A 26,999-nucleotide genomic window follows, 5' to 3' on the forward strand; every position below is an offset into this window, starting at 1 on the left:
TGATTCAAGCGTGTTCCCGTGCAACCTGAAACAGATATCGCCTGAAACTGGCGTTTCTTGATGCTGCGACTCCCTGCTGGTCGCTTGCTGACAATTCTGACAGCTAAAAGTCATTCTACTGACCGGGTTTACCCGCTATAAGGAGCACCAGACTTCATGGTTTCTCACTTGACCCTACCGGCGCCTCCTTCACATGCGTAAACAGACCAGAATCGTCATTGCTGTGGCCACCTTAGCAACGCTTGCCGCGATTGCCGCCTGGAACCTGACACGCCCTGCTGTTACCAAGACAAACACCCCGGTCGCCGTGCCGGTCAAAGTGATCAGTGTCAGTGCCGAGGACGTACCGCGTTTCGTAACCGGAATAGGTTCGGTGTTGTCGTTGCAAAGCGTGGTGATTCGCCCGCAGGTAGACGGCATCCTCACCCGCCTGCTGGTCAAGGAAGGGCAATCGGTCAAGGCCGGCGACCTGCTGGCAACCCTGGATGACCGCTCGATTCGCGCCACACTCGAACAGGCCCGCGCCCAACTGGCCCAGAGCCAGGCGCAACTGGATGTGGCGCAAGTGGACCTCAAGCGTTATCGCCAACTGACTGACGACAACGGCATCTCCCGGCAGACGTTCGACCAGCAACAGGCTCTGGTTCGTCAGCTCACTGCCACCGTGCTGGGTAATCAGGCCAACATCAATGCCGCACAGGTACAACTTTCCCACACCCAGATTCGCTCCCCGGTGACTGGCCGGGTCGGGATTCGCAATGTCGATGAAGGCAACTTTCTACGCGTCAGCGATGCCACCGGCATGTTTTCCGTCACTCAGATAAACCCGGTGGCGGTGGAGTTCTCCCTGCCGCAACACATGCTACCCACCTTGCAGACCCTGACCGCCAATCCCGCTTCGGCGGCAGTCAAGGCTTACCTGGGCGATGGCGCCAACGGCACACTGCTGGGCGAAGGCAAACTGGCGCTGATTGACAACCAGGTATCGGCGACCACTGGCACCATTCGCGCCAAGGCACAGTTCGACAACGCCGATGAAAAGCTCTGGCCTGGACAATTGGTCACGGTCAAGATCCAGACCGGCATCGAACGCAACTCGCTCAAGGTCCCGCCGCAGGTCGTGCAGCGTGGCATCGACCAGCATTATGTGTATCGAGTCACGAGCGAACAGAAAGTCGAAGTGGTGCCCGTCACGGTGCTTTATCAGGACAGCGACCTGACCCTGATCAGCGGCCCGCAGGCCGGTGACGTACTGGTCAGCGACGGACAGTCGCGACTCCGGCCAGGGGCGCGGATCGAAGTAGTGAGTGAATCGCCACAGCCTGCCTTGCTCAAGGTGGGGAGCGCGCAATGAAAGGTCGGGGCTCGATCTCGGCCTGGTGCATTGATCACCCGGTCGCCACCCTGCTGCTGACGTTTGCGCTGGTATTGCTGGGGGCCATCGCCTTCCCGCGCCTGCCCATCGCGCCGTTGCCGGAAGCCGAATTCCCGACCATCCAGGTCAGCGCCCAACTTCCCGGCGCCAGCCCGGAAACCATGGCGTCCTCGGTGGCCACGCCGCTTGAAGTGCAGTTCAGCGCCATACCGGGCATGACCCAGATGACCTCCAGCAGCGCGCTGGGCTCGACCAATCTGACCCTGCAATTCACCCTCAACAAAAGCATCGATACCGCCGCCCAGGAAGTGCAGGCCGCCATCAATACGGCTGCTGGCCGCTTGCCCGCCGACCTGCCAAACCTGCCAACCTGGCGCAAGGTCAACCCGGCTGACAGCCCGGTGCTGATCCTGAGCGTCAGCTCCAGCCTGATGCCCGGCACCGAACTGAGCGATATCACCGAAACCCTGCTGGCCCGGCAGATCAGCCAGATAGAAGGCGTTGGCCAAGTGGCAATCGCAGGGCAGCAACGCCCGGCGATCCGCATCCAGGCAGCCCCGGAAAAACTCGCCGCACTGGGCCTGACCCTGGCGGATATACGCCAGTCTGTTCAGCAGACAAGCCTGAACCTGGCCAAGGGCGCCTTGTATGGCAAGGACAGTATTTCCACACTGTCTGCCAACGATCAGTTGTTCAAGCCCCAGGACTATGCGCAGTTGATCGTCTCCTACAAGGACGGCGCTCCCGTGCATCTCAAGGATGTGGCGCGGGTCATCAATGGCTCCGAAAACGCCTACGTCAAAACCTGGTCCGGTGACCAGCAGGGCGTCAATATCGCGATCTTCCGCCAGCCAGGCGCCAACATTGTCGATACCGTGGACCGCGTTCAGCGCGAACTGCCGCGATTGCGGGAAATGCTGCCTGCATCCGTGGACGTTTCAGTGCTCAACGACCGGACCCGCACCATCCGCGCCTCGCTGCATGAAGTCGAACTGACCCTGCTGATCGCCGTCCTGTTGGTGATCGCGGTCATGGCTCTGTTCCTGCGCCAGTTGTCCGCCACCCTTATCGTCAGCAGCGTACTGGGCGTGTCGCTGATTGCCAGCTTCGCGATGATGTACGTCATGGGCTTCAGCCTGAACAACCTGACCCTGGTGGCGATTGTGGTGGCCGTCGGCTTCGTGGTGGACGATGCCATCGTTGTGGTGGAGAACATCCATCGCCACCTTGAAGCAGGCCAGGGCATGCGCGAGGCGGCTATCAAGGGTTCGGGGGAAATCGGCTTCACGGTGGTATCGATCAGCTTCTCTCTGGTGGCGGCCTTCATTCCGCTGCTGTTCATGGGCGGCGTGGTCGGGCGACTGTTCAAGGAGTTTGCCCTGACAGCCACGGCGACCATCCTGATTTCAGTCGTCGTATCCCTGACCCTGGCCCCTACCCTCGCAGCCATGTTCATGCGCGCTCCCAAGCACGACCAACACAAGAAACCCGGGTTTGGTGAACGACTGCTGGCGTTTTATGAACGCGGCTTGCGCAAGGCTTTGGCTCACCAGCGCCTGACGCTAGGGGTATTCGGCCTGACGCTGGTACTGGCTGTTGTCGGTTATGTGTTGATCCCCAAGGGCTTCTTTCCTGTTCAGGACACCGCGTTCGCCCTCGGCACCACAGAAGCCGCAGCCGATATTTCCTACCCCGACATGGTGAAAAAACACCTGGAGCTGGCAAAGATCGTCGGCGCCGATCCGGCGGTGCTGGCGTTCTCGCATTCGGTGGGCGTCAGCGGCAGCAACCAGACCATCGCCAACGGCCGCTTCTGGATTTCCCTCAAGCCACGGGCCCAGCGCGACGTGTCGGTCAATGAGTTCATCGACCGCCTGCGTCCGAAACTGGCCAAGGTCCCCGGCATCGTGCTTTACCTGCGCGCCGGGCAGGACATCAACCTCAGCTCCGGCCCCAGCCGCAGCCAGTATCAGTACGTGCTCAAGAGCAACGATGGCGACCTGCTCAACACCTGGACACAGCGCCTGACCGAAAAACTGCGCAGCAACCCGGCATTCCGCGACCTGTCCAACGACCTGCAACTGGGCGGCAGCGTGACCCATATCGACATCGACCGCAGCGCCGCCTCACGTTTCGGGCTGACCACCGCAGACGTCGATCAAGCGCTCTACGACGCCTTCGGCCAGCGGCAGATCAGCGAATTCCAGACCGAGGTCAACCAATACAAGGTCGTACTGGAACTGGACGCGCAACAGCGCGGCAAGGCCGAAAGCCTGAACTACTTCTATCTGCGCTCGCCGCTGACCAACGAGATGGTGCCGCTGTCGGCACTGGCCAAGGTCAGCGCTCCGACCATGGGGCCGCTGTCCATCAGTCATGACGGCATGTTCCCGGCCGCCAACCTGTCATTCAACCTGGCCTCGGGCGTGGCGTTGGGCGATGCAGTACGCATGCTGGATGAGGCCAAGAAAGAAATCGCCATGCCGGCAGCGATCATCGGCAACTTCCAGGGCGCCGCCCAGGCATTCCAGAGTTCACTGGCCAACCAGCCCTGGCTGATTCTGGCGGCGCTGGTGGCGGTGTACATCATTCTGGGTGTGCTTTACGAGAGTTTCGTCCACCCGCTGACCATCATTTCCACCCTGCCCTCGGCAGGCATCGGCGCGCTGTTGCTGCTGTGGTTGATGGGCCAGGACTTCTCGATCATGGCGCTGATCGGCGTGGTGCTACTGATCGGCATCGTCAAGAAAAACGGCATCCTGCTGGTGGACTTCGCCCTCGAAGCCCAGCGCGAACAAGGCATGACGCCACAAGAGGCAATCTACGAAGCCTGCCTGACGCGCTTTCGTCCGATTATCATGACCACCCTCGCTGCCCTGCTCGGCGCCTTGCCGCTGATGCTCGGCTTCGGGGTCGGTGCCGAACTGCGCCAGCCCCTGGGGATTGCAGTGGTCGGCGGCCTGCTGGTCAGCCAGATGCTGACGTTGTTCACCACACCGGTCATCTATCTGCAACTGGAGCGGCTGTTCCATCGCCGCCAGCCAGAGCCTGCGCCAGCGCTGGCCATCCACAAGTGAGAGTCGTCCCATGCGCGTGCTGATTATCGAAGACGAAGAGAAAACAGCGGATTACCTGCATCGTGGCCTGACCGAACAAGGCTATACCGTGGACCTGGCCCGGGACGGTATCGAAGGGCTGCACCTGGCCCTGGAAAACGAATACGCCGTCATCATTCTCGACGTGATGCTGCCGGGCCTCGATGGCTTTGGTGTGCTGCGCGCCCTGCGGGCGAAAAAGCAGACGCCGGTGATCATGCTGACCGCACGCGAGCAGGTCGATGACCGGATTCGCGGCCTGCGCGAAGGGGCCGACGACTATCTGGGCAAGCCCTTTTCCTTTCTGGAGCTGGTTGCCCGCCTGCAAGCCCTGACCCGGCGCAGCGGCGGTCATGAACCGGTACAGATCAGCATCGCCGACCTGTGGATCGACCTGATCAGCCGCAAGGCCACTCGCGCCGGGGTGCGCCTGGAGCTGACCGCCAAGGAGTTTTCGCTGCTCAGTGTACTGGCCCGGCGTCAGGGGGAAATCCTCTCCAAGACATCCATTGCCGAGATGGTCTGGGATATCAATTTCGACAGCGACGCCAACGTCGTCGAAGTCGCGATCAAGCGCCTGCGTGCCAAGCTGGATGGTCCTCACGAACAGAAGCTGCTGCACACCATCCGTGGTATGGGCTATGTGCTGGAGAACCGCGGTGCGGACTGATTCCATCGCCTTGCGCCTGAGCGGCCTGTTCGCGCTGGTTGCCTTCGGGGTATTTCTGCTGATCGGCTGGGTCTTGTACCTGCAAGTCGACAAGGGCCTGGACCTGCTGCCCAAGGCCGAGGTGGATGCGCGCTACAGTGTGCTGGAGTCGGCGGTCAGTCGCTTCGGCAACCCCGAGCACTGGGGCAAGATCAAGAACAAGCTCAGCCTGTTGAGCGAGGAAGACAAGCGCATCCGCTTCTGGGTGGTCAGCGACGATCCGCTCTATGAATACGGCAACCCGAACGCCGAGATCCGCCGTCTGGCCCAAGGCCCATTAGGCATGCACGACTTCAGGCTGGCCGATCATCCATATCCTTTCAAAGTGCTGGTCAGCGAGTTCCCGGCCAAGGACCAGCGCCCTACGTTGCGCTTCATGACCGCCATCGACACAGAGACGTTCTGGCATACCCAGCACTCGCTGCTGATTGCCCTTATCAGCCTGGCAGTGGTCGGCGTCGTGCTGGCTTCGGTGCTGGGTTACTGGGTGGCGCGCATTGGTCTGCGACCGCTGGCCAGTCTTTCGTGGGAGGCCCAGAAACTGTCGCCGCCGCATTTGTCCGGTCGCCTGCGCATGTCGCCGCTACCGCCGGAGCTGGAACAGTTCGTCACCTCTTTCAACTCGACGCTGGAGCGTGTCGAACAGGCCTATTCACGGCTTGAATCGTTCAACGCCGATGTGGCCCATGAGCTGCGATCGCCGCTGACCAACCTCATTGGCCAGACCCAGGTGGCACTGACCCGTGGCCGCTCGGCAGAGCATTACTTCGAGGTGCTGCAATCGAACCTTGAAGAGCTGGAGCGGCTGCGCTCGATCATCAACGACATGCTGTTCCTGGCCAGCGCCGACCAGGGCAGCAAAGCCACCGAACTGACCTGTGCCTCCCTCGCCCAGGAAGTCGCCACTACTCTCGATTATCTGGACTTCATCCTCGAAGACGCTCAGGTCAAAGTCCAAGTGCAAGGTGATGCCAGCGTTCCCATCGAGAAAGCCCACCTGCGTCGCGCGCTGATCAATCTGCTGCACAATGCGGTGCAACATACCGAGCCGGGCGAAGTGATTCGCGTGGACATTCAGTCAGCCAGCGAACATGTCAGCATCGGCGTCGCCAACCCCGGCCCACCAATACCGCGAGAACATTTGCCCCGGCTGTTCGAGCGGTTCTATCGGGTAGATGCATCACGCAGCAACAGCGGCGCCAATCATGGCCTGGGTCTGGCAATCGTCAAAGCCATTGCGCTGATGCACGGCGGTACGGTCTTTGTGAGAAGCGAGCAGGGTTTCAATACGTTCGGAATCCATCTACCGCTCTAACGCCAGCGTCATAAAAACAACGTCAACAAACAGCACACTAATGAAATATTCTTATTCACTGTACTGCCCCCGAAAAACCCGTCCTTACTTGAATTAATTTATATATTTTCATAAAGAGCGTGATATATATCCCGGCCTTGACCGCCCTGTTTTGGACGTACAACGGCTGCGATGAATTCTCCTGCACCTCTGCAATCTGCAAACTACACGTGGACACGCTCCGAGAAAGTGCTGATCGGCGGCAGCTCGTTGTCGATGCTTGCCATTCTGATCATTGTCGCGTTTCTGCTGGCTCGCGAGCGTGCCGATGCCACATCGTCGGCGGCCCGCACAGCCTCTAATATCGTTCAACTGATCAATGCCGATGTCCTGCGCAATGCCGAGCTGTATGACACTTCATTGCAAGGCATTCTCAAGTCGTGGAAGCGTCCAGACCTGATGGGTATTTCGGCAGAACTGCGGCAACTTGTCCTGTTTGATCGCTCCACAATAGCGCCGTTCAAGGGCGACATGGTGCTGTTGGATAACACCGGAAAGATTATTGCTGACTCTTTGTCGGTCACCCCGCGCAACGATAACTTTTCAGATCGCGCCTATTTCCAGAACCACCTGAAAAACCCGTCCCTGGGTCTGCACGTAAGCGGCCCGTTCAAGACACGCTCGGGCAATCCTGATTGGTGCATCAGCCTCAGCCGTCGCCTGTCTGGCCCCAATGGCGAATTTGAAGGCGTCGCCAGTGGCGTCATACGGCTGATTTACTTCAAGCAACTGTTCAAGAGCCAGGTGCTGGAAAAAGGCAGCAGCATCAGCCTGATCACGGCACAGGGCACCATGCTGGTCCGCTACCCCGATATCGAAGGCCAGGACCTGACGGGGAAGGATTACAGCGCCTCGGAAAACTTCAAGCGTATCGTGCAGGAAGGCACCGGCAGCTTCACCGCCATGTCATCCCAGCTCAATGCCATGCGCTTCTATACCTTTTCCCGTGTCGGCGATTTGCAACTGATTGTTGTGATCGGTCAGGCCGAGGAAGAGGTGTATGCGGTCTGGAGACGCAATGCCTGGCTGGTGGGCAGCGCCACTGGTGTGCTGTGCATCGGGATTGTCTGGCTGACCTTGCTGCTGTGCCGTGAGCTGCGCCGCCGCCACATGGCTGAAGACAAACTGGCCAGCCTCGCCGCGACCGATGGCCTGACCGGGCTGGCAAACCGGCGTCAGCTCGATGATGCGCTGGACATCGAATGGGCGCGAGCGCTGCGTTCCGGCAAGCCACTGTCGCTGCTGATGATCGACGTGGACCATTTCAAGGCCTTCAATGAACGCCATGGCCATCAAGGCGGAGATGAGGCACTGCGCAAGGTCGCCTACACCCTTTCACGCAATATCCGTCGCCCTGGCGATATAGCCGCCCGCTATGGTGGCGAGGAGTTTGTCGTGGTGCTGCCTGAAACCGATCTGCAGGGCGCGATGGTGTTGGCTGAGTCGATCCGACTGGCGGTCGAAGCCATTCCTCCGTTTACCGACGACACCCAGTCGATCACGGTCAGCATTGGTGTCGCCTCACAGATCGTCCAGCAGAACAGTAAGCTCGAAGCCCTGTTCGGGCTGGCAGACAAGGCGCTGTATCAGGCCAAGAACAATGGACGCAATCGAGTGGAGCAGAGGCTGTTCGCCCGGAGCTGAACGCAAAAAACGCCAGACTGGCTGGCGTTTTTCTTCAAGCTTACGGCAAACCGCTATCAGGAAGCGCGACGCACCTGATCACGCAAGGCCTTGACCTTATCGTGATTGCGCTGGGTGCCATCAAGCTGCTTGCGCACAAGGGCAACCACGTTGGTAGGCAAGGATTTCTCCTGAGCCTTTTGCAGGGCTTTCTTGTAGGCTTCCAGAGCATGGTCCTCGCCACGCTCGACTTCATTGAGAATGGCTTCATCGCTCTTGCCGGTCAGCGCAGACTTCAGGTCTACCCACACGCGATGCAGAGAGCCAGCAGCGCTGGAACTGGTTTCCGGCTTGCCACCGAGCGCCCGGACTTCAGCCTGTAACTCGCTGACGGCAACGCTGCACTCACTGGCACGGGTGGTGAAGAAGCTCTTGAGAACAGGGTTCTTCAGGTCTTCGGCGCTGGTTTCAAAGCCTTTCTGACCGTCTTTGCTGGTTTCGATCAGATCGTTGAGCAGGTCAATGGATTCTTTATTGACGTCGGTCATTTCAATATCCTTACTGGGCAGTGTGAAGAAAGTAATGTTGCTGACCTTAGTGATTGCAGAGCCCATGCCAGCTTCTTTTATTATTTTTTATAGATATTTTTCAATGACTTAGAAAAAACAGCCAATACACCACCCGCTCTTTCTGCATGAACTGTCTTTTTGCCTGCATGCAGAATGCAGGCAAGTTCTCATTGGCATTACGTTACTGATGGCTTACACATGAACCCTGAAAAACTCAAACTGCTGGTCACTCGTGAAATGCCTTTCGGCAAATACAAGGGCCGACTGATTGCCGACCTGCCCGGCCATTACCTGAACTGGTTCGCTCGCGAAGGTTTCCCCCAGGGCGAGCTGGGTGGGCTGCTGGCCCTGATGCAGGAAATCGACCATAACGGCCTGAGCGCGCTGCTGGACCCGCTGCGCACAAGACCTCGCCAATCTCTTCGCGACTGAAGTTTCCTACCCGGACGCTGTAGCGAATGGGCTCCGATAATGCAGGCAAAAAAAAGCGGCGCCCCGGACCAGGGGGCACCGCAAAACCATACAAACCCACAACAACTTCTTTGAAGGCCTCGCGCCGGATGCCCGAGGCCAAGTGTTCAGTCAAACAACGCAAGCGCCTCTGCCGTGGCTTCCTGAATGCGACCCCAGTCGCCATTCTTGACCCAGGCGTTGTCGATCATCCAGGTGCCGCCTACGCACATCACGTTAGGCTGCGCGATATAGCTCTTGAGGTTATCGGCATTCACACCGCCAGTCGGGCAGAAACGCACTTCGTTGAACGGGCCGCCCAAGGCCTTGATTGCCGCCACGCCGCCGCTGATCTCAGCCGGGAACAGCTTGAAGCGACGATACCCCAGGGCATAACCGATCATGATTTCCGAAGCGCTGCTGATGCCGGGCAGCATCGGCAGCGGACTATCGACCGCCGCTTGCAGCAGATCGTGAGTGCTGCCGGGGGTCACGATGAATTGCGAGCCGGCCGCTTCGGCATCGGCCAGCATCTTGCGATCCAGCACGGTGCCCGCGCCCACGCACAATTCGGGACGCTGCTCGCGCAGGATACGGATCGCGCTCAGGCCGAACGCCGAACGCAAGGTGATTTCCAGAGCCGTCAGGCCACCGGCCGCCAGGGCGTCTGCCAGCGGCAGGACATCCTCGTCGCGGGCAATGGTAATGACCGGCAGGATTCTGGCCTTGGCGCAGAGTTCGTCGATCTGGGCAATCTTGTTCGCCATGCTGTTTCGCGGCTGATTATTTTCGTTCGTTGTCATGGCGACGGATCCTTTGCTTATGGGCACCAGTAAATCTCAAGTGTTGAGTTGAGGAAGGCACGGACCGGCAGTTGAGCGATATCGTCGCCCGCCAGCGCCGTGCGCAATGTGTCGAGCTTTGCCTGGCCGGACACGGAAAGAATCGGATGACGCGCCGAAGCCAGCAGACGGCGAGTCAGGGTCAGGCGCTGATGAGGCACGCTGGGGGCCAGCATCGGCAGGCAGCGGCGCTCGTCATTCAGGTCCAGCGCCTGGGCAAGATTCGGGCTGCCGGGGAACAGGGACGCGGTGTGCCCGTCGTCGCCCATCCCGAGGATCAGCACATCGATGGCAGGCAGTTGCGCCAGAATCTCATCGGCTGCCAGAGCCGCTTCTTCCAGGCTCGCGGCCGGGGTGTACAGGCCAATGAACTTCGCCTCGGCCACCGGGCCTTGCAGCAAGTGGCGCTGCAACAGGCCAGCATTGCTGTCGGCATGCTCGACAGGAACCCAGCGCTCGTCAGCCAGGCTGATGACCACTTGGGACCAGTCCACAGGCTGCTCAGCCAGGCTCTGGAAAAACGCCACCGGGCTGCGCCCACCAGACACCACCAGGGTCGCCACGCCATTGGCGGCGATGGCAGCGTTCAGGCGCTCGGCCACATTGCCAGCCAGCGCACCGGCCAGCTGCTGCGGGTTATCGAATTCGCGTGCCACCAGCCCTGCTGGCAGCTCAAGATCACATATCGCCATACCACGACCTCCCGTCACGAGTAATCAGAGCAATGGAGCTCATGGGGCCCCAGGAACCGGCGGCGTAAGGCTTGGGCGCATCGCCTGCCTTCTTCCAGCCGGCGATCAACTGATCGCACCACTGCCACGCGTACTCGATTTCATCTTTGCGAACAAACAGGTTCTGATTGCCGCGCATCACTTCCAGCAACAACCGCTCATAGGCATCCGGGACCCGGGCGCTGCGGTAGGTGTCGGAAAAATTCAATTGCAACGGGCCGCTGCGCAACTGCATGCCTTTATCCAGCCCCTGATCCTTGGTCATCACTTGCAGGGAAATGCCTTCGTCGGGCTGCAAGCGGATAATCAGGCGGTTGCTGATCTGCAAACGCTGTTCAGGTGCGAAGATGTAGTGCGGCGGCTCTTTGAAGTGGATCACGATCTGCGACAGCTTCTGCGGCATACGCTTGCCGGTACGCAGATAGAACGGCGTGCCCGACCAGCGCCAGTTGCGGATGTCGGCGCGCAGGGCCACGAAGGTTTCGGTGTCGCTCTGGGTATTGGAGTTTTCTTCCTCCAAATAGCCGGGCACCGACTTGCCTTCGCTGTAACCGGCGGTGTACTGGCCACGCACCACCTGGGTCGCCAGACGCTCGGGAGTGAAAGGCGCCAGTGCCTTGAGCACCTTGACCTTCTCGTCACGAATACTGTCGGCCGACAGGTCGCTGGGCGGGTCCATGGCGATCAGGCAGAGCAGTTGCAGCAAATGGTTCTGAATCATGTCACGCAGTTGGCCGGCCTGATCGAAATAGCCCCAGCGGCCTTCGATGCCCACCTTCTCGGCCACGGTGATTTCCACGTGGGAAATGTGATTCTGGTTCCACTGGGTCTCGAACAGGCTGTTGGCGAAGCGCAGGGCAATGAGGTTCTGCACCGTGTCCTTGCCCAGATAGTGGTCGATCCGGTAGACGCGGTTTTCCGGGAAGAACTGCGCCACGGCGTCATTGACCCGTCGCGAGGACGCCAGGTCATGGCCAATGGGCTTTTCCAGCACCGCGCGGGTGCGATCGGCCAGACCGGCCGATGCCAGGTTCTCGCAGATGGCGCCATAGACCGACGCAGGTGTGGCGAAGTAGGCGATCAGCGTTTCGGCATCGCCGACACGCTCGGCAAGGGCCACATAATCCTCTGCCTTGAGGAAGTCCACGTGCAGATAGCTCAGGCGTGCCTTGAAACGTTCAACGTTGTCCGCTTCCAGTTCAGCTTCGGGAATGAAGCGACGCATGGATTTTTCGATGTACGCCAGATGCGACTGCTCGGTGCCAGGCTCGCGCGCCAGGGCAAGAATCCGGGTGTCGTCATGCAGCAATCCGGCGCGGTCGAGTTGGTAAAGAGCCGGGAACAGCTTGCGCACCGCCAGGTCGCCCAAGGCGCCAAACAAGGCAAAAGTGCACGGTTCAACCGTAATCGAGGGCATAATGTTGGTTCTTTTATCAAGTTAGGCTACAAATACCTTTTTTAAAGGCGTTACTCAAGGCCATATGTAGTAATAACCACAACATTTTGTCTAAAACCATATTCCAGTGGTGATCGACACAGGCCACCAGTACGATAGGCCACCTTTGCTACAGGCTAAAGAGCTAATACAAAACCGTTGGTAATCAGCCGCGACAAGGACTTGAAATGGACCGCGCAAAAAATCTCCTGGAGCAGATCCAGGTCCGGCTCGAAGAGCTGAACAAGGCTGAACGCAAGGTCGCCGAGGTGATCCTGCTCAACCCGCAGATGGCCACGCGGCTCAGCATCGCGGCCCTCGCCCAGGCGGCGAAAGTCAGCGAGCCGACGGTCAATCGCTTTTGCCGTTCGTTCAACGTCAGCGGTTACCCCGAGCTGAAACTGCAACTGGCACAAAGCCTGGCCAGCGGTGCGGCCTATGTCAGCCGGGCAGTGGAAGCCGACGACAATCCCGAGGCCTACACCCAGAAGATTTTCGGCAGCGCCATCGCGTCACTGGACAGCGCCTGCCAGCAACTGGACCCGACCCTGATCAGCAAGTCGGTGGACATGCTCATCCAGGCCCGCCAGATCCACTTCTTCGGCCTGGGTGCATCGGCACCCGTGGCGCTGGATGCCCAGCACAAGTTCTTCCGCTTCAACCTGGCAGTTACCGCCCATGCGGACGTGCTGATGCAGCGCATGATCGCCTCGGTGGCGCATACCGGTGAGTTGTTCGTGATCATTTCCTACACCGGACGCACCCGTGAGCTGGTGGAAGTGGCACGCATTGCACGGGCCAACGGTGCCTCGGTACTGGGTCTCACTGCTGCGGGCTCTCCCCTGGCCAAGGCCAGCACCGTGAGCCTGAATATTCCGCTGCCTGAAGACACCGACATCTACATGCCGATGACGTCCCGGATCATCCAGCTGACCGTCCTCGACGTACTGGCCACGGGCATGACATTGCGCCGCGGCGTGGACTTCCAGCCACACCTGCGCAAGATCAAGGAAAGCCTGAATGACAGCCGGTATCCGGCGGAAGATCAGGGCTGATCGCCCCCCAACCGGCAGGGGCGAATTTATTCGCGAGAGGCCCATGCATCCGAAGAAACTGTATCGCCTTCAATGACGTCTCGCGGATAAATCCGCTCCTGCGCGCAAGGAACGAATTCGATCCTATGCCAGACAGGCCTGCAACCTGATCTGCGCCTGCTCGCCCGGCTCCAGGCTTCCGTGTTCACTCTCACATGAAGTCGCTTCAACACGGACAAAGCCGCTGGCTTCGCTGCCACAGACACCCAATAGCGGCCTGCTGCCGGGATGCCAGACCACCGTGCTCGGGCTGTCGCTGGTGTCGATGTGCAAACGCCGTTTCCAGGCGCTGTCCTGAAGCTGCAAGGCGCCGGTATGCTCGAAGACCCGCTGGCAGCCTCCAGCAACCCGCAGCTCGCCTTCCTGCTGGCAGACCTGCCGACTGAGCTTGTCGTAGCCCTGCGCGCCATCCAGCCCCTCCAGCGCGACGCCCGCCACATCGCTGATACGCCAATAAGCATGCAGCCCATGACTGAAATGGCAGGGCTCGCTGTCTTCGTGCCGGGTGCTCAGGCGCAGTTCCATGCCCTGCCCCAGTTCGGCATGCAGATCCACCTGCCAGTCCCAGAGCTGCAACTGCCAGTGCAGGGTCACGCCTGCCTCGCTCTCAGCGCTGTCGATCAGCTTCCAGTTCAGAAGACGCGCCCAGCCATGGGCAGGCCAGCCGCTTTCACTGGGATGACGGCCATACCAAGGCCAGCAGACCGGCACGCCACCACGAATGGCGCCGACCTGCGGCCATTGCGCAGCACACCAGAGCCAGGGTTTCTGACCCCGAGGCTGGAAATGCAATAACTGCCCGCCCTGACGACTGAACACGGCCTGGCACTGGGGATGATCGATCACCAGCACATCCCGCAACTGGTAGCGATCCCACTCGAAGGTCGGCCTGACGCGTCGGGAGGTGAAAAAGCGTTGTAAAGGGTGCTCGTGCATCTGCGCGTTAGTGAGGGACATCGCCAACCGCACCTCTGAAAATAAAGGTATTCATGACCATAAAAAAACGGGCAGCCAGGCTGCCCGTAAAGCACACACGACCTTGAGCGGTTTGTGAAATCAGAACTTAGACTGAATTTTCAGGCCCGCAACAATGGCATCGTCAACCTGGCTAACGCCGCCAGGATGCTTGATGTATTGCAGGTTAGGACGCACGGTCAGCCAGTTGGTGACATGGAAGCCGTAGTAGATTTCCGAGTTGTACTCGGTGTCCTGTACCGGCAGGTAGCCCGGATTGTCGTAGTCGTTGATGCCGTTAAGCTGGTTTTGCAGACGGACACGGTCCTGTACATCGTCGTTGACATGGATACGGGCGATACCGATACCGATGTCATCCTTTGGACGCGAATCGAACGGACCTTTGTAGGTCAGGCCGATCTGCTGGTAGTTGTCGACGAAGTTGGTTTCCTTGTCATGCACAGTGGCGTTGGCAAAGATGCTCAGACCACGAGACGAATCGCCGTTGTGAGCCGTCAACTGCTGCTGAGCCACGATCCACCAGCCATGCTTGCTGCTGTGAGACTTGAACGCACCGCCAGAGATCGGCTGAGCCTGACCGTCGGCACCTTCATAAACGTCGTCGGCACTTGGCGTGCTCTTGTAGAAACCGACACGGTATTCGCCGGGCAGCGAGTTGACGGTCGGGGTCCAGACCAGTTCGACCGGCAGGATCATGCCCTTGGTGCCGCTACCGCTAAGCTTGAATCCGTTGCCGGTTTCGAGGTTGGACGGGTTCTGCTCGTACACACCGACCTGAGCATAGACCTCAGGCGTGATGTTGTATTTGATGCGCAAGGCCCACTGGCTGATTGGCCAGTTGTACCAGGTGTTGACGTAGTTACCCACCTGCGAGCCGCAGAACGACAGGTTCTGGAAGTCGCACGGGAAGGAGTTGAAGTCTTCGCCTGGTCCGAACCGGCCAGCCTTGACGTCCAGGGCGCCATCGAAATACTTCTGTTTGATCCACATTTGCGTCAGACGCCAGGTCTGGCCACGGCCCCAGACTTCCTGAGAGGAACTGAGCGTGCCCGCACGAGGATCGCCGATCCGGTCATTGGAGATGTTGCGACCACTACGCTCGGTAATGGCCAGCTTGAATTCTGCATCCTGCCAGCCAAAGGCTTTCTGCAGGTCGACTTTCAAGCCGAAAGCGAACTGGTCACTGTAACGACCGGTGGTGTCGTCGTTAAAGCCACCCTTGAGGTTACTGGCCATCTCGGAAACGTATTCCAGAGAGAAGTCATACCCCTTGTCGAGCAACTCGGTGCGTGTGCCACCCCAGTCGCCCGTCATCCACGGTGAGTTGGCGTCGAACGCATCGGCAGCATGTACGCTGCCCGCCAGACTCATCGCACCCACAACTGACAGTTTGCGTACCAATTGGAACCGGGAAAGCGATTTAGCCTTGATCTTCTTCATCCCATCAATCCTCGTTTTATTGTTATTAGCTTTGGTGCACGTTTTACTTACTGCTTCGTGTTCACTGGCGGGTCATGCGGTATGGCAGCGCTCGACCCGACAGCTGTGCTCGGTAACGCTTAACGGATCATTTGCGTGACATTGCCCACGCGCTCAGCCGTTTGCTGCTTTCCCAGGACACCCAGGCGCTCGCCGCTCTGTGCATTGAAAAGCAGGACCTTGGCCGGGTCGAATTGCAGGGTCAGGCTTTCACTCACCTGAGGCGCGACGTCTGGCGCCAGACGGCAGCAGACCTTGCTCTGATTGAGCGTGACGAAAACCAGGGTATCCGGACCAGTCGGCTCGGTGACCTGCACCTCGGCGCGAATGGTCGGCAGACCGTTGGGCTCGCCCGATGCAAGCGTGATCTGCTCCGGACGAATCCCAAGGATCACTTCGCGATCTTCCAGCCCGGCATCGCTCAAGCCCAGCGGCAGCTCGCAACGGGCCTGACCGCTGTCGAGCACGGCCAGCAGACGGCCTTCCTTGCGTTGCAGACGCAACGGAATGAAGTTCATCGGCGGCGACCCGATAAAGCTGGCGACGAACAGGTTGGCCGGATCGTTGTAGATCTGCTTGGGCGTACCGAACTGCTGCACGATCCCGTCCTTCATGACCGCCACCTTGTCGCCCAGGGTCATGGCCTCGATCTGGTCGTGGGTGACATAGACAGTGGTGGTTTTCAGACGCTGGTGCATCAGTTTCATTTCGGTGCGCATCTCGACCCGCAGCTTGGCGTCGAGGTTGGAGAGCGGTTCATCGAACAGGTAGATCTTCGGACGCCGCGCCAGAGCACGTCCCATGGCGACCCGTTGCTGCTGACCACCGGACAACTGGCCCGGCTTGCGATTGAGCAGGTGTTCGATCTGCAACAGCTTGGCAACCCGGCTCACCTCTTCGTCGATGGCAGCCTGGGGCATCTTGCGGATTTTCAGACCGAACTCGATGTTCTCCCGCACGTTCATGGTCGGATAGAGCGCGTAGGACTGGAACACCATCGCGATGTCACGATCCTTCGGGCTGGTGCCGCTGACGTCTTCGTCGTCGATCAGGATCGCGCCGCCACTGATGCTCTCAAGGCCCGCAATGCAGTTCATCAGCGTCGACTTGCCGCAGCCGGACGGGCCGACCAGGATCAGGAACTCGCCATCATTGATCTTCAGCTCGATGTTCTTGAGCGTGTCCGGCAGGTTGGCGCCGTAGGTCTTGTTTACGTTACGTAGTTCGAGAGTCGCCATGATTACCCCTTGACCGCGCCGGCCGTAAGCCCGCGCAGGAAATACTTGCCAGCCAGTACGTAGACCAGCAGTGTCGGCAGCCCGGCAATCATCGCCGCCGCCATGTCAACGTTGTATTCCTTGGCCCCGGTGCTGGTGTTGACCAGATTGTTCAGCGCCACGGTAACGGGCTGGGATTCGCCACTGGAAAACACCACGCCAAACAGGAAGTCATTCCAGATCTGGGTGAACTGCCAGATCAGGCAGACCATGATGATGGGCGTGGACATCGGCAGGATGATCCGCCAGAAAATCGTGAAGAAGCCCGCACCGTCAAGACGTGCCGCCCTGACCAGCGCATCCGGAATACTGACGTAGTAGTTGCGAAAGAACAGCGTGGTGAATGCCAGCCCGTAGACCACATGCACGAACACCAGGCCTGTAGTGGTGCTGGCCAGCCCCATTTTGCCGAGGGTGAAGGACGCTGGCAGCAGGACCGTCTGGAACGGCAGGAAGCAGCCGAACAGCAACAGGCCGAAGAACAGTTGCGAACCGCGAAAGCGCCACATCGACAGCACATAGCCGTTCAACGCACCAATAGCTGTGGAGATGATCACTGCCGGGATGGTGATCTTGATCGAGTTCCAGAAGTAGCCATCGACGATATCCCAGGCCTTGATCCAGCCGATAGCCGTGACCACGCTTGGCCAGCTCAGCAGGTTACCGCTGCCGATATCTTCAGGTGCCTTGAAGCTGGTCAGGAGCATGACCACCAAGGGCACCAGATACAGAAGACATGCCAGCAGCAGCACGGCATGAATCAGAATCCGACTGAAGCTGATGGAAGGTTTGCCAATATGACTAGTCATGGCGTTTTGTCCTCAGCTCGGAATACAGGTACGGCACCAGAATCGCCAGGATCGCGCCGAGCATCAGAATCGCACTGGCCGAGCCCATGCCCATCTGGCCACGACTGAAGGTAAAGGAGTACATGAACATCGCTGGCAGGTCGGACGAATAACCGGGACCGCCGGCCGTCATCGCCGCCACCAGGTCGAAACTCTTGATGGCGATGTGCGCCAGAATCATCACGGCACTGAAGAACACCGGACGCAGGCTGGGCAATATCACGCGCCAGTAGATGAGCGGCAGGCTCGCGCCATCCATCTGTGCGGCGCGGATGATCGATTGATCGACACCCCGCAGGCCCGCCAGAAACAGCGCCATCACAAACCCGGAAGACTGCCAGACCGCCGCGATGACCAGGCAATACACAACGCGGTCCGGATCGACCAGCCAGTCCAGGCGAAAGCCTTCCCAGCCCCAGTCGCGCAGCATCTTGTCCAGGCCAAGGCCCGGGTTGAGCAGCCATTTCCAGGCCGTACCGGTGACGATCATCGACAGCGCCATCGGGTAGAGATAAATGGTGCGAATCGCCCCTTCACGACGAATGCGCTGGTCCAGCAACACCGCCAGCACCACACCGACCACCAGACTGATAGCGATGAACATGCCACCGAACACCAGCAGGTTCTTGCTTGCCACCCACCAGCGGTCGTTGTCCATCAGGCGCATGTATTGCGCCAGCCCGACCCATTTGTAGGTCGGCAGGAACGTCGAGTTGGTGAACGAGAGCACAAAGGTCCACAGGATGTAACCGTAAAAACCAACCAGCACGATGAACATGCTGGGTGCCAGTACCAACTTGGGCAACCAGCGTTGCAGCGCATCCAGAGGCGAGGCTTTGCTGAACACAGCGACAGAGCTCATCGGGAATATCCAATCCGGAATATCGAATCCAGGCCGCAGGCGTGTGTGAAACCGGGGTACGGTTTCATCAGCACGAACTGCGGCTGGGGTTCAGGTAACGATCATTACTGGGCGGACATGATTGCAGCGCCCAGCTTTTTGGCAGTAGCCGCAGGGTCGGCATCTTTATCGTTGATGTAGTTGGTCACGACATCGAAGAATGCACCTTGTACCGCCAGCGTAGTCGCCATGTTGTGGGCCATGCTTGGCTGCAGACCGCCGGTTTTCGAGTCAGCCAGGAAATCTTTTGCAGCAGCCTGGGCGCAGGAGTCGAAACCGTGCTTTTCCATATTGGCCAGCATGTCGTTACGAACCGGGATGGAGCCTTTGTTGATACTGAAGACCTGCTGGAAGTTTTCACCCAGCGCGACCTTGGCCAGATCCTGTTGAGCAGCGGTGGTGCCCTTGTCTTTCTGCTTGAACACGGCCAGCGAGTCGATGTTGTAGGTGAACGCCTTGGCAGTGCCAGGGAAGGCTACGCACTCGTAATCCTTGCCTGCGATTTTCTTGGCGGCGGTCCACTCGCTCTTGGCCCAGTCGCCCATGATTTGCATGCCGGCCTTGCCGTTGATGACATCAGCCGCCGCGATATTCCAGTCACGACCGGCACGGTTGGCATCCATGTAAGTGGCGACTTTCTTGAGTTCGGCGAATGACTTGGCCATTTCCGGGCCGGTCAGGGCTTTCTGGTCAAGATCGACGAGGGCCTTCTGATAGCCTTCTGCGCCCATGACCGAGAGGACTACAGCCTCGAATACGGTGCTGTCCTGCCATGGCTGACCACCGTGGGCCAGCGCAATGAAACCGGCTGCCTTGAGCTTGTCACCTGCTGCGTAGAACTCTTCAAGAGTGGTCGGTGCCTTGTCGATACCGACTTTCTTGAAGACTTGCGGGTTGATCCACAGCCAGTTGACGCGATGGATGTTCACCGGCACGGCAACGTATTCGTTCTCGAATTTCACGGTGTCGGAGATTTTCTTGTCCAGAAGAGAATCCCACTTCTCTTCCTTGGCAACGTCCTTCAACGCATCGGTATCGAGCAGGCCGGTGGCACCCCATTCCTGGATGTCCGGGCCTTTGATCTGAGCAACGCCAGGCGGGTTACCCGCAACTGCACGGCTCTTGAGTACGGTCATGGCTGTCGCGCCACCACCGCCGGCAATTGCGCCGTCCTTCCAGGTAAAACCGTCTTTCTCAACCTGCGCTTTCAGAACATCGACAGCGGCCTTTTCGCCACCGGACGTCCACCAGTGCACGACTTCGATAGTGCCTTTGGAATCGGCAGCAGTAACGCTCAGAGGGAACAACGAGGCGAGGGAAATGACAACAGCGAGACGTGAGAGTGAATTCATCGATTTGACCTTTCTTGTTGTTATGCATGAGCAAGTCTGTGCTTGCGCTCAAAGCAGTTTAACCAAGGGTTTTTCGAGCACGGTAACGAAGGGACGCGCAAAAGTCACAAGATGGTTACATTTACTCCCTCCCTGCAGGACAGTCATGCCCGACTCAAGGCAGGTTAGTACATTATTCAAAAACCGGTCATCACCGAAAACTCAACCACAACGACATCATTGACTTTATACCCTCACTCAGATTACGTGAAACTCTCTACTTCATAGTGCAAATGAATATAACGTGAACCTATTGCAGCGCCTTTGATTACCTAGAATTAAAAAGGCAGGACGCCTTTCAGCACGCCCCACTTCCGTTCTTCTTAAAAACAGGAAGGGACGTGTATTTTCATTTATAAGGAATACGACAATGAACAACACCCCTGTTTCGCCCAGGTCCGGTGAAATTGATCCGGGCTTTCAACCCATCTTCATTCCCAACCCGATAGAAGGCCAGAGAAATTTTTCTGTCGATACCTTGCTCAGGCTGGCCGATGGTTCTTTTATTGCCGGCTGCCAGGATGAAGTTTATAGCCAGCCTCCCTGCCTGGTCAGAATAAAACCTGATAACAGCCTGGATACAACCTTCGGTCAGAATGGCTATGCCTTTGTTAATGTACGCAGCGCCCCTCTGGCCGAGAACGACGGTTATCTGCTGAATGTGGATCTATTGCCAGATGGCCGGTACCTGACCCGGCTGGATACCACAATAACGATCAAGGGCCAGCGAGTCAGTAGCCTGGTACTGGCCTGTTTTACAGCGGATGGCCAGAAAGATCCGGCCTTTGGCAACAATGGGCTGCGCCTGTATCCACTCCCCGGCAACACAGGGCAATGGCCGGCGCCATTGCGCGCACTTGCCAGCCGCATTCCCCAGACAAAGTCCCTGCGATTCCCCGATGAACAATACGGTGACCTCAAGGTATTGAGCGATGGAAAACTGCTCGTCCTCACCACAGTAAGAGACATGGTTGAATATGTTCATCGCACTTATGTCCTGAGGCTCACCCCGGACGGAGAACTGGACCCGACATTCAATACCGATGGCCTGATGGAGCCTGAAAGTTATATGTGGTTCAAGCCTTATCGTTTAGTCGTGCAAGACAATGGCATGATTGTCATCGGCGGCGAACATCCAGGTGTTCCCTTTATTGCCAGGTTTCATGAAAACGGGGCCCTCGATACCACATTCGCCTCAGATGGATATTTTACAGACTTTGGCAATTACGCTTATTCGCGCTGGAATACGCTGATACCGGACGCTGACGGCAATATTGTCTGCGCCGGAAACAGAGGCAGTATAAACATCGCTCGCGGCAGAGGTGTTCTGGCCATTTGCAAGATCGACATGAATGGTCAACGTATTCCCGAGTTCAATCAGGGAGCAACCGTACTGATCGAGTCAAGAGAACCCGACAATGCCGTCCCCGTCAACTTCACGGCCATTGTCGACAGTTCCGGGCGGATTGTTCTGGGCGGTCGGCACATAAACTCGGTGGCCGAAATGAAAGGCTTCATGGCCCGCCTGCTCGAAGACGGGCAGCCAGACACCCGAGTGGGAGCAGACGGGGTGATTTATTACGAAGAGGTGGTCGATAGCTTGAATTACATAATCGAAGATCCGGACAGCGGCGCCTACTGCGCCAGTATCACACCGTTTTTGTCATCCCATCTCATTTATCGATTCGTCAGTTGAAAACAGGCATGCCGTTGAAAATCTGCCTCAATCCACTGACCGAGGCAAAAACAGTGTCACCCGCAATCCGCCGTCACGCAGGTTCTGCAGGCTGACTTCGCCGCCGTGGCTGTGGGCGATATTGCGGGCGATGCCCAGGCCGAGACCGTAGCCCTGTTGCTGGCTGCCGGCCAGACGAAAATGCGGCTCGAAGACATGTTCGAGCCGCTTTTCCGGGACGCCCGGCCCTTCATCGTCCACATGCAGGACAAAAGCCTGTTCGTTGTCTTCGACTTTCAGGTGCGCCCGGTGCCCGTACTTGATGGCGTTGTCGATCAGGTTGCCGATACAGCGCTTGAGCGCCAACGGCTTGCCGGGGTAAGCAGCCTCTGCCACGCCCTTCTGTGTGACACGCCCGTCACGCAGGTAGGGCTCGATCAGGCATTCGAGCAAGTGGTTGAGATCCACCTGCTCGATATTCTCGTGAATGTCGGTGTCCTTCACGCATTGCAAGGCACCCTTGACCAGCAGCTCAAGCTCATCAAGATCGCGGCTGAACTTGGTCTGCAACTTCTCGTCTTCCAGCAGTTCGACCCGTAACCGCAAGCGGGTGATGGGCGTGCGCAGGTCATGGGAAATGGCACTGAACAACTGGCCGCGCTCGGTCAGGTAACGGCTGATCCGGTTGCGCATGGCGTTGAAGGCCCGGCTGACTTCCACCACTTCACTGCCACCGCCTTCGACCACCGGCTCGACATCCGCGCCCAGGGACATGTCCCGCGCCGCACGCGCCAGACGCTTGAGGGGACGGCTTTGCCAATGCACCAGCAGACCGATGAAGACCAGCAGGAAAATACTGGTCAGGGCAATGAACCAGACCTGCTGCAAGGGCAGTTCCTGTTCTTCCAGCGAGGTATAGGGTTCAGGCAGCAGCGAGGCGATATACAGCCACTCGCCGGGAGCCAGTTCAATCTGGGTCACCAACACGGGTGGGTCCAGCGGTTCCAGGGTCAACGCGTAATGCGCCCATGAGCGTGGCAGTTCATCGAGCTTCAGGCCGCTGTTGAAAATCCGCAGGTCATCGGGGCGCACGAACCACACGGCGATGTCGGGATCGTTGCCCAGGTGTTCACGCAAGACTTCATCGACAACCTGCAGGACCGCCTGCTTGCGCGGTGTCGGCGGCAGTATCTGCATGTCCAGCGGGCGATCGTTGAGCGACACGACAAACCGCGTACCGCCCATGCTGCGCAGTTGATCCAGCACCAGCGGGCGATAGGCCAGAGGCAACGAGCGAAAGTAACTGACACTGGCGGCCATGGAATACGCCAGGCTGCGGGCGCTGGTCACCAGGCCGACCATTTGCGTGGCACGCAACTGGGAAAGCCAGATGACGCTGGACAAGGCCTGAGCCATCAAGACCGCCAGCAACGTCAGCAACAGCATCCGCCCCAGCAGTGAACGCGGCAGCCTTGGGCGTCGCAACTTCAAGAGGGTCGTTTCAGTAGCCATTGCTGGCGTGCACACTGACATTCGTCGCCAGAAGGTAACCACTGCCGCGCACGGTGCGTATCAGACGCGGCGCCTTGCCGGTATCGCGCAGACGCTGACGAAGACGGCTGACGGCCATGTCGACAATACGCTCCAGCGGCATCAGCTCACGTCCGCGCGTGGCGTTGCCGATGGTGTCGCGGTCCAGGATCTGTTGGGGATTATCGAGGAACAGCTTGAGCAACGCGAAGTCCGCACCGGAGAGGATCACTTCCTCGCCATCGTTATGGAACAGCCGATGGCTGACCATATCCAGACGCCACTCATCGAACACCATCACGTCGTTGCCGGAACGCTCATGGCCGAACTGCGCACGACGCAGCAAGGCCTTGATGCGGGCCTGCAACTCACGAGGGCTGAAAGGTTTACCCAGGTAATCGTCAGCCCCCAGCTCCAGACCGATGATACGGTCGGCCTCGTCGGAACTGGCGGTGAGCATGATGATAGGTACATGAGGCTGGCGCGGATGCTGACGCACCCAGCGGCACAGGCTGAAGCCGTCTTCATCGGGCAGCATGACGTCGAGGATCAGCAGGTCGCTGGGAGCCTCGTTGAACGCCTGACGAAAATCCGCGCCGTCTCCCACCGTACGCACCTGAAAACCGGCGCGGCTGAGGTAGGTATCCAGCAATTCACGGATTTCCTGGTCATCATCGACCAACAGAATCGATTTACTGACTGAGCTCAAATTGAATCGTCCTTGTTGACAGTGACGTTGTTTTTATTGAGTTGCCATCCGTGACATACAGCGCGGAAAAGCGGATCAGAGATCCTTTCCAAACGCCTGTTGCAATGCGACACCTGCCCCCATCAAACCCGGGTATTCGGCAGTGACCAGCCAGACCGGCAGGCCCTTGAAGTAATCGCTCATCACGCCTTTTTCAGCGAGTGCGCGCTTGAAGCCGCTGTTGCTGAAGAAGTCGACGAAGCGTGGCACCACGCCACCCACGATATATACCCCACCCAGGCCACCCAGCGTGAGGACGTTATTGCCCACCACCCGGCCCAGAAACACACAGAACTGATCCAGAACCCCGGCCGCCACCGGATCACCCGACAGCGCCGCCGAGGTAATGGCCGCAGGCGACTTGTGTACCGGCTCGATATCGTCCAGCGCACAACTGACCTGATACAACTGCAACAGGCCTGCGCCGCTCAGTACCGTCTCGGCACTGACATGCTCGTGCTCGGCCATCAGCCGCGTCCACAACAGGGCTTCACGGGCCGTACCGATCGGCAGATCCACATGACCGCCCTCGCCGGGCAAGGCCATCCAGCGGCCTTCGCCGGTGCTGATCAGAGTCCCGACTCCAAGCCCGGTTCCCGGCCCGACCACCACGCGCGGGCGATCCGGCTTGCCGATGCCGTGACAGATGGTCAGGTATTCATCGTCACGCAGGCGGGTCATGCCCAGGGCCATGGCCGTGAAGTCGTTGATCAGCAACAGCTCATCGACCTTCAGGTTGGCGCAGAACGTCGAGCGGCTCAGTTGCCAGTTGCTGTTGGTGAAATAGAACTCATCGCCGTCCACCGGACCGGCTACGGCCAGACAGACGAAGCCGATATCACCGCGTTGCAGATCGAGGTCCTGCAGATAGATCTCGATGGCTTGTTCCGGCCCGGCATAATCGGCAGTGGGGAATACCCGGATCGAATGCAGCTTGTCGTCTTCCCAAATGGCAAAACGTGCATTGGTGCCGCCAATATCACCGACCAGAGCCAATTTCACTTGAGCGTCTCCAGATTTGAAGTAAAGGCGCTGGCACCCTGCTCCGCCGAGCTGAAGGCCATGCGCATGAAGCCGAACAGTTCACGGCCACAGCCGACACCATTATCGAGCTGACCGACTGCCGGTTGTCTGGCTCCCAATTCTGACGCTTCGACCAGAACTTGCAACGTGCCTTTTACGCCATCGACGCGAATCACATCACCATCCTGCACAAGAGCCAAAGGGCCACCATCAAAGGCTTCCGGGCAGACATGAATTGCCGCCGGGATCTTGCCCGAGGCGCCGGACATGCGACCGTCAGTCACCAGGGCAACCTTGAAACCGCGATCCTGAAGCACGCCCAGGAACGGCGTCATCTTGTGCAGCTCAGGCATGCCGTTGGAGCGCGGCCCCTGGAAGCGCATCACCGCCACGAAATCCCGCTCCAGTTCGCCGGCCTTGAAGGCGTCGGCCAGATCCTGCTGATCCTGGAAAACCCTGGCCGGAGCTTCGACAATCTGATGCTCGGGCGCCACGGCGGAGACTTTCATCACGCCGCGTCCCAGATTGCCTTCCATGACCCGCAGACCGCCTTCAGGGGAAAACGGACGCGCCACAGGGCGCAGAATGCTTTCGTCCAGGCTCTGCAGTGGACCTTCGCGCCAGACCAGCTTGCCATCCTCAAGGAAAGGCTCCTGGGTGTAGCGGCTCAGGCCACGGCCTGCCACGGTGTTGACGTCTTCATGGAGCAGACCGGCCGCCAGCAATTCGCGAATCAGGAACGACATGCCGCCCGCAGCCTGGAAGTGGTTGATGTCAGCCTTGCCGTTGGGGTAGACGTGGCTCAGGGTCGGCACGACTTCCGACAGGTCGGCCATGTCCTGCCAGGTCAACTGGATACCGGCAGCCTGTGCAATGGCCGGCATGTGCAGGGTGTGGTTGGTGGAACCACCCGTGGCGTGCAGGGCCACGATGGAGTTGACCAGCACCCGCTCATCGACGATTTCGCCGATAGGCATGAACTCGCCACTCTGTTTGGTCAGGCGGGTGACCTGCCGGGCGGCTTCGACGGTCAGCGCATCGCGCAGCGGAGTGCCCGGGTTGACGAACGACGCGCCCGGCAGGTGCAGGCCCATGACTTCCATCAGCAACTGGTTGGTATTGGCGGTGCCGTAGAACGTGCAGGTGCCGGGGCCGTGGTAGGACTTCATTTCCGAGTCCAGCAGTTGTTCGCGGGTCGCCTTGCCTTCGGCGTAGCGCTGGCGCACATCGGCCTTTTCCTTGTTGGAAATACCGGAAACCATCGGCCCGCCGGGTACGAAGATGGTCGGCAAATGGCCAAAACGCAGCGCCCCCATCATCAGGCCCGGCACGATCTTGTCGCAGATGCCCAGCATCAATGCCGCATCGAACATGTTGTGGGACAGCGCCACAGCTGTGGACATGGCGATCACTTCACGGCTGGCGATGGCCAGTTCCATGCCCGGCTCGCCCTGGGTCACGCCATCGCACATGGCTGGCACGCCGCCCGCGAACTGACCGACCGAACCAATGTCACGCAACGCCTGCTTGATCTGGGCAGGAAAGACTTCGTACGGTTGATGCGCCGAGAGCATGTCGTTATATGAAGAAACAATTGCGACGTTGGCGGCGTTCATCATGCGCAGGTTCTGCTTGTCCTCGGTGCCGCACCCGGCCACACCGTGGGCAAAGTTGGCGCACTGCAGCTTGCCGCGCATCGGGCCGTCGCTCGCTGCACCGCGAATCAGTTGAAGGTAGCGCTGACGGGTTTCGCGACTGCGAGCGATGAGACGCTCGGTTACCTCAAGAATGCGGGGATGCATGTGATGAACTCCAGGCTAACGTCTATGGTCACCCGTAAAGACCATGCCAGCTATCGGGATGCTGCGCCAAGGC

Annotated in this window: 22 protein-coding genes; 8 read left to right on the forward strand and 14 right to left on the reverse strand. The window is 59.0% G+C overall.

The genetic code is table 11. From position 1 onward, the window contains the following. Positions 1–193: 193 nt before the first annotated feature. The 5 genes from CKW23_RS04575 (at position 194) to CKW23_RS04595 (ending at position 8,177) form a co-directional block, all read left to right on the forward strand. Positions 194–1,354, forward strand: coding sequence for an efflux RND transporter periplasmic adaptor subunit (locus CKW23_RS04575; RefSeq protein ID WP_095067120.1), 1,161 nt, complete (start codon positions 194–196; stop codon positions 1,352–1,354). Beyond that, positions 1,351–4,452, forward strand: a complete 3,102-nt coding sequence (locus tag CKW23_RS04580; protein ID WP_025258782.1) for a multidrug efflux RND transporter permease subunit — start codon at positions 1,351–1,353, stop codon at positions 4,450–4,452. Before CKW23_RS04575 ends, CKW23_RS04580 begins: the two co-directional genes overlap by 4 nt. 10 nt (positions 4,453–4,462) lie before the next feature. Further along, positions 4,463–5,140 (forward strand): heavy metal response regulator transcription factor, encoded by a 678-nt coding sequence (locus CKW23_RS04585; protein ID WP_025258781.1) that lies wholly within the window; start codon positions 4,463–4,465, stop codon positions 5,138–5,140. Beyond that, positions 5,130–6,494: a heavy metal sensor histidine kinase gene (locus CKW23_RS04590; RefSeq protein WP_095067121.1), complete on the forward strand. Its 1,365-nt coding sequence runs from the start codon at positions 5,130–5,132 to the stop codon at positions 6,492–6,494. The genes CKW23_RS04585 and CKW23_RS04590 overlap by 11 nt, the downstream gene beginning before the upstream one ends. A gap of 171 nt (positions 6,495–6,665) precedes the next feature. Next, on the forward strand, positions 6,666–8,177 hold the full coding sequence (locus CKW23_RS04595) for a sensor domain-containing diguanylate cyclase (RefSeq protein ID WP_095067122.1): 1,512 nt from the start codon (positions 6,666–6,668) through the stop codon (positions 8,175–8,177). Between the two features lie 56 nt (positions 8,178–8,233). On the opposite strand, the gene CKW23_RS04600 is transcribed toward CKW23_RS04595, so the two are convergent. Next, positions 8,234–8,704 carry a PA2169 family four-helix-bundle protein gene (locus CKW23_RS04600; RefSeq protein WP_025258778.1) on the reverse strand — a complete coding sequence of 157 codons (471 nt, stop codon included), beginning with the start codon at positions 8,702–8,704 and terminating at the stop codon, positions 8,234–8,236. Positions 8,705–8,923: 219 nt separating this feature from the next. Between CKW23_RS04600 and CKW23_RS04605 the strand changes: the two genes are divergently transcribed. Then, positions 8,924–9,157, forward strand: a complete 234-nt coding sequence (locus tag CKW23_RS04605) for a DUF3820 family protein (protein WP_025258777.1) — start codon at positions 8,924–8,926, stop codon at positions 9,155–9,157. A gap of 146 nt (positions 9,158–9,303) precedes the next feature. Here the strand turns inward: CKW23_RS04605 and CKW23_RS04610 are convergent, their stop codons facing one another. The 3 genes from CKW23_RS04610 to zwf are packed head-to-tail and all read right to left on the reverse strand — an operon-like array spanning position 9,304 to position 12,165. Then, positions 9,304–9,978, reverse strand: a complete 675-nt coding sequence (locus CKW23_RS04610; RefSeq protein ID WP_025258776.1) for a bifunctional 4-hydroxy-2-oxoglutarate aldolase/2-dehydro-3-deoxy-phosphogluconate aldolase — start codon at positions 9,976–9,978, stop codon at positions 9,304–9,306. A gap of 17 nt (positions 9,979–9,995) precedes the next feature. Beyond that, the gene (gene pgl, locus CKW23_RS04615) at positions 9,996–10,709 is read right to left on the reverse strand and encodes a 6-phosphogluconolactonase (protein WP_025258775.1); all 714 of its coding nucleotides are present in this window, start codon (positions 10,707–10,709) and stop codon (positions 9,996–9,998) included. Then, positions 10,696–12,165, reverse strand: a complete 1,470-nt coding sequence (zwf, locus tag CKW23_RS04620; RefSeq protein WP_025258774.1) for a glucose-6-phosphate dehydrogenase — start codon at positions 12,163–12,165, stop codon at positions 10,696–10,698. Before zwf ends, pgl begins: the two co-directional genes overlap by 14 nt. Positions 12,166–12,371: 206 nt before the next feature. On the opposite strand from zwf, the gene CKW23_RS04625 reads away from it, so the two are divergent. Beyond that, entirely contained in the window at positions 12,372–13,238 is an 867-nt protein-coding gene (locus CKW23_RS04625; protein ID WP_025258773.1) for a MurR/RpiR family transcriptional regulator, read from the forward strand. A gap of 123 nt (positions 13,239–13,361) precedes the next feature. Here the strand turns inward: CKW23_RS04625 and CKW23_RS04630 are convergent, their stop codons facing one another. The 6 genes from CKW23_RS04630 to CKW23_RS04655 all read right to left on the reverse strand — a co-directional run bounded on the left by CKW23_RS04630 (position 13,362) and on the right by CKW23_RS04655 (position 20,109). Next, positions 13,362–14,213, reverse strand: a complete 852-nt coding sequence (locus tag CKW23_RS04630) for a D-hexose-6-phosphate mutarotase (protein ID WP_038400209.1) — start codon at positions 14,211–14,213, stop codon at positions 13,362–13,364. A gap of 120 nt (positions 14,214–14,333) precedes the next feature. Beyond that, on the reverse strand, positions 14,334–15,692 hold the full coding sequence (locus tag CKW23_RS04635) for a carbohydrate porin (protein WP_025258771.1): 1,359 nt from the start codon (positions 15,690–15,692) through the stop codon (positions 14,334–14,336). 119 nt (positions 15,693–15,811) lie between these two features. Beyond that, positions 15,812–16,969 (reverse strand): ABC transporter ATP-binding protein, encoded by a 1,158-nt coding sequence (locus CKW23_RS04640; RefSeq protein ID WP_095067123.1) that lies wholly within the window; start codon positions 16,967–16,969, stop codon positions 15,812–15,814. A 2-nt stretch (positions 16,970–16,971) separates the two neighbouring features. Further along, the gene (locus CKW23_RS04645) at positions 16,972–17,817 is read right to left on the reverse strand and encodes a carbohydrate ABC transporter permease (protein ID WP_025258769.1); all 846 of its coding nucleotides are present in this window, start codon (positions 17,815–17,817) and stop codon (positions 16,972–16,974) included. Further along, a complete protein-coding gene (locus tag CKW23_RS04650; RefSeq protein WP_025258768.1) occupies positions 17,810–18,718 on the reverse strand; it encodes a carbohydrate ABC transporter permease in 909 nt (302 codons plus the stop codon). Before CKW23_RS04650 ends, CKW23_RS04645 begins: the two co-directional genes overlap by 8 nt. A gap of 104 nt (positions 18,719–18,822) precedes the next feature. Beyond that, positions 18,823–20,109: an ABC transporter substrate-binding protein gene (locus CKW23_RS04655; protein WP_095067124.1), complete on the reverse strand. Its 1,287-nt coding sequence runs from the start codon at positions 20,107–20,109 to the stop codon at positions 18,823–18,825. 409 nt (positions 20,110–20,518) lie between these two features. Here CKW23_RS04655 and CKW23_RS04660 point away from each other — a divergent pair, with 409 nt between their 5' ends. Beyond that, entirely contained in the window at positions 20,519–21,844 is a 1,326-nt protein-coding gene (locus CKW23_RS04660; RefSeq protein WP_095067125.1) for a delta-60 repeat domain-containing protein, read from the forward strand. Positions 21,845–21,871: 27 nt separating this feature from the next. Here the strand turns inward: CKW23_RS04660 and CKW23_RS04665 are convergent, their stop codons facing one another. From CKW23_RS04665 to edd, 4 genes are all read right to left on the reverse strand, one after another. Continuing rightward, complete coding sequence (locus CKW23_RS04665; RefSeq protein WP_143498890.1) at positions 21,872–23,335, reverse strand: ATP-binding protein; 1,464 nt, start codon at positions 23,333–23,335, stop codon at positions 21,872–21,874. Then, positions 23,325–24,062 (reverse strand): response regulator, encoded by a 738-nt coding sequence (locus CKW23_RS04670; protein ID WP_025258764.1) that lies wholly within the window; start codon positions 24,060–24,062, stop codon positions 23,325–23,327. The genes CKW23_RS04665 and CKW23_RS04670 overlap by 11 nt, the downstream gene beginning before the upstream one ends. Before the next feature lie 75 nt (positions 24,063–24,137). Beyond that, entirely contained in the window at positions 24,138–25,103 is a 966-nt protein-coding gene (locus CKW23_RS04675; protein WP_025258763.1) for a glucokinase, read from the reverse strand. Further along, positions 25,100–26,926, reverse strand: coding sequence for a phosphogluconate dehydratase (gene edd, locus CKW23_RS04680; protein WP_025258762.1), 1,827 nt, complete (start codon positions 26,924–26,926; stop codon positions 25,100–25,102). Before edd ends, CKW23_RS04675 begins: the two co-directional genes overlap by 4 nt. Positions 26,927–26,999: the final 73 nt, after the last annotated feature.

This window comes from Pseudomonas sp. Irchel 3A18 (assembly GCF_900187465.1).
GTDB lineage: Bacteria > Pseudomonadota > Gammaproteobacteria > Pseudomonadales > Pseudomonadaceae > Aquipseudomonas > Aquipseudomonas cichorii.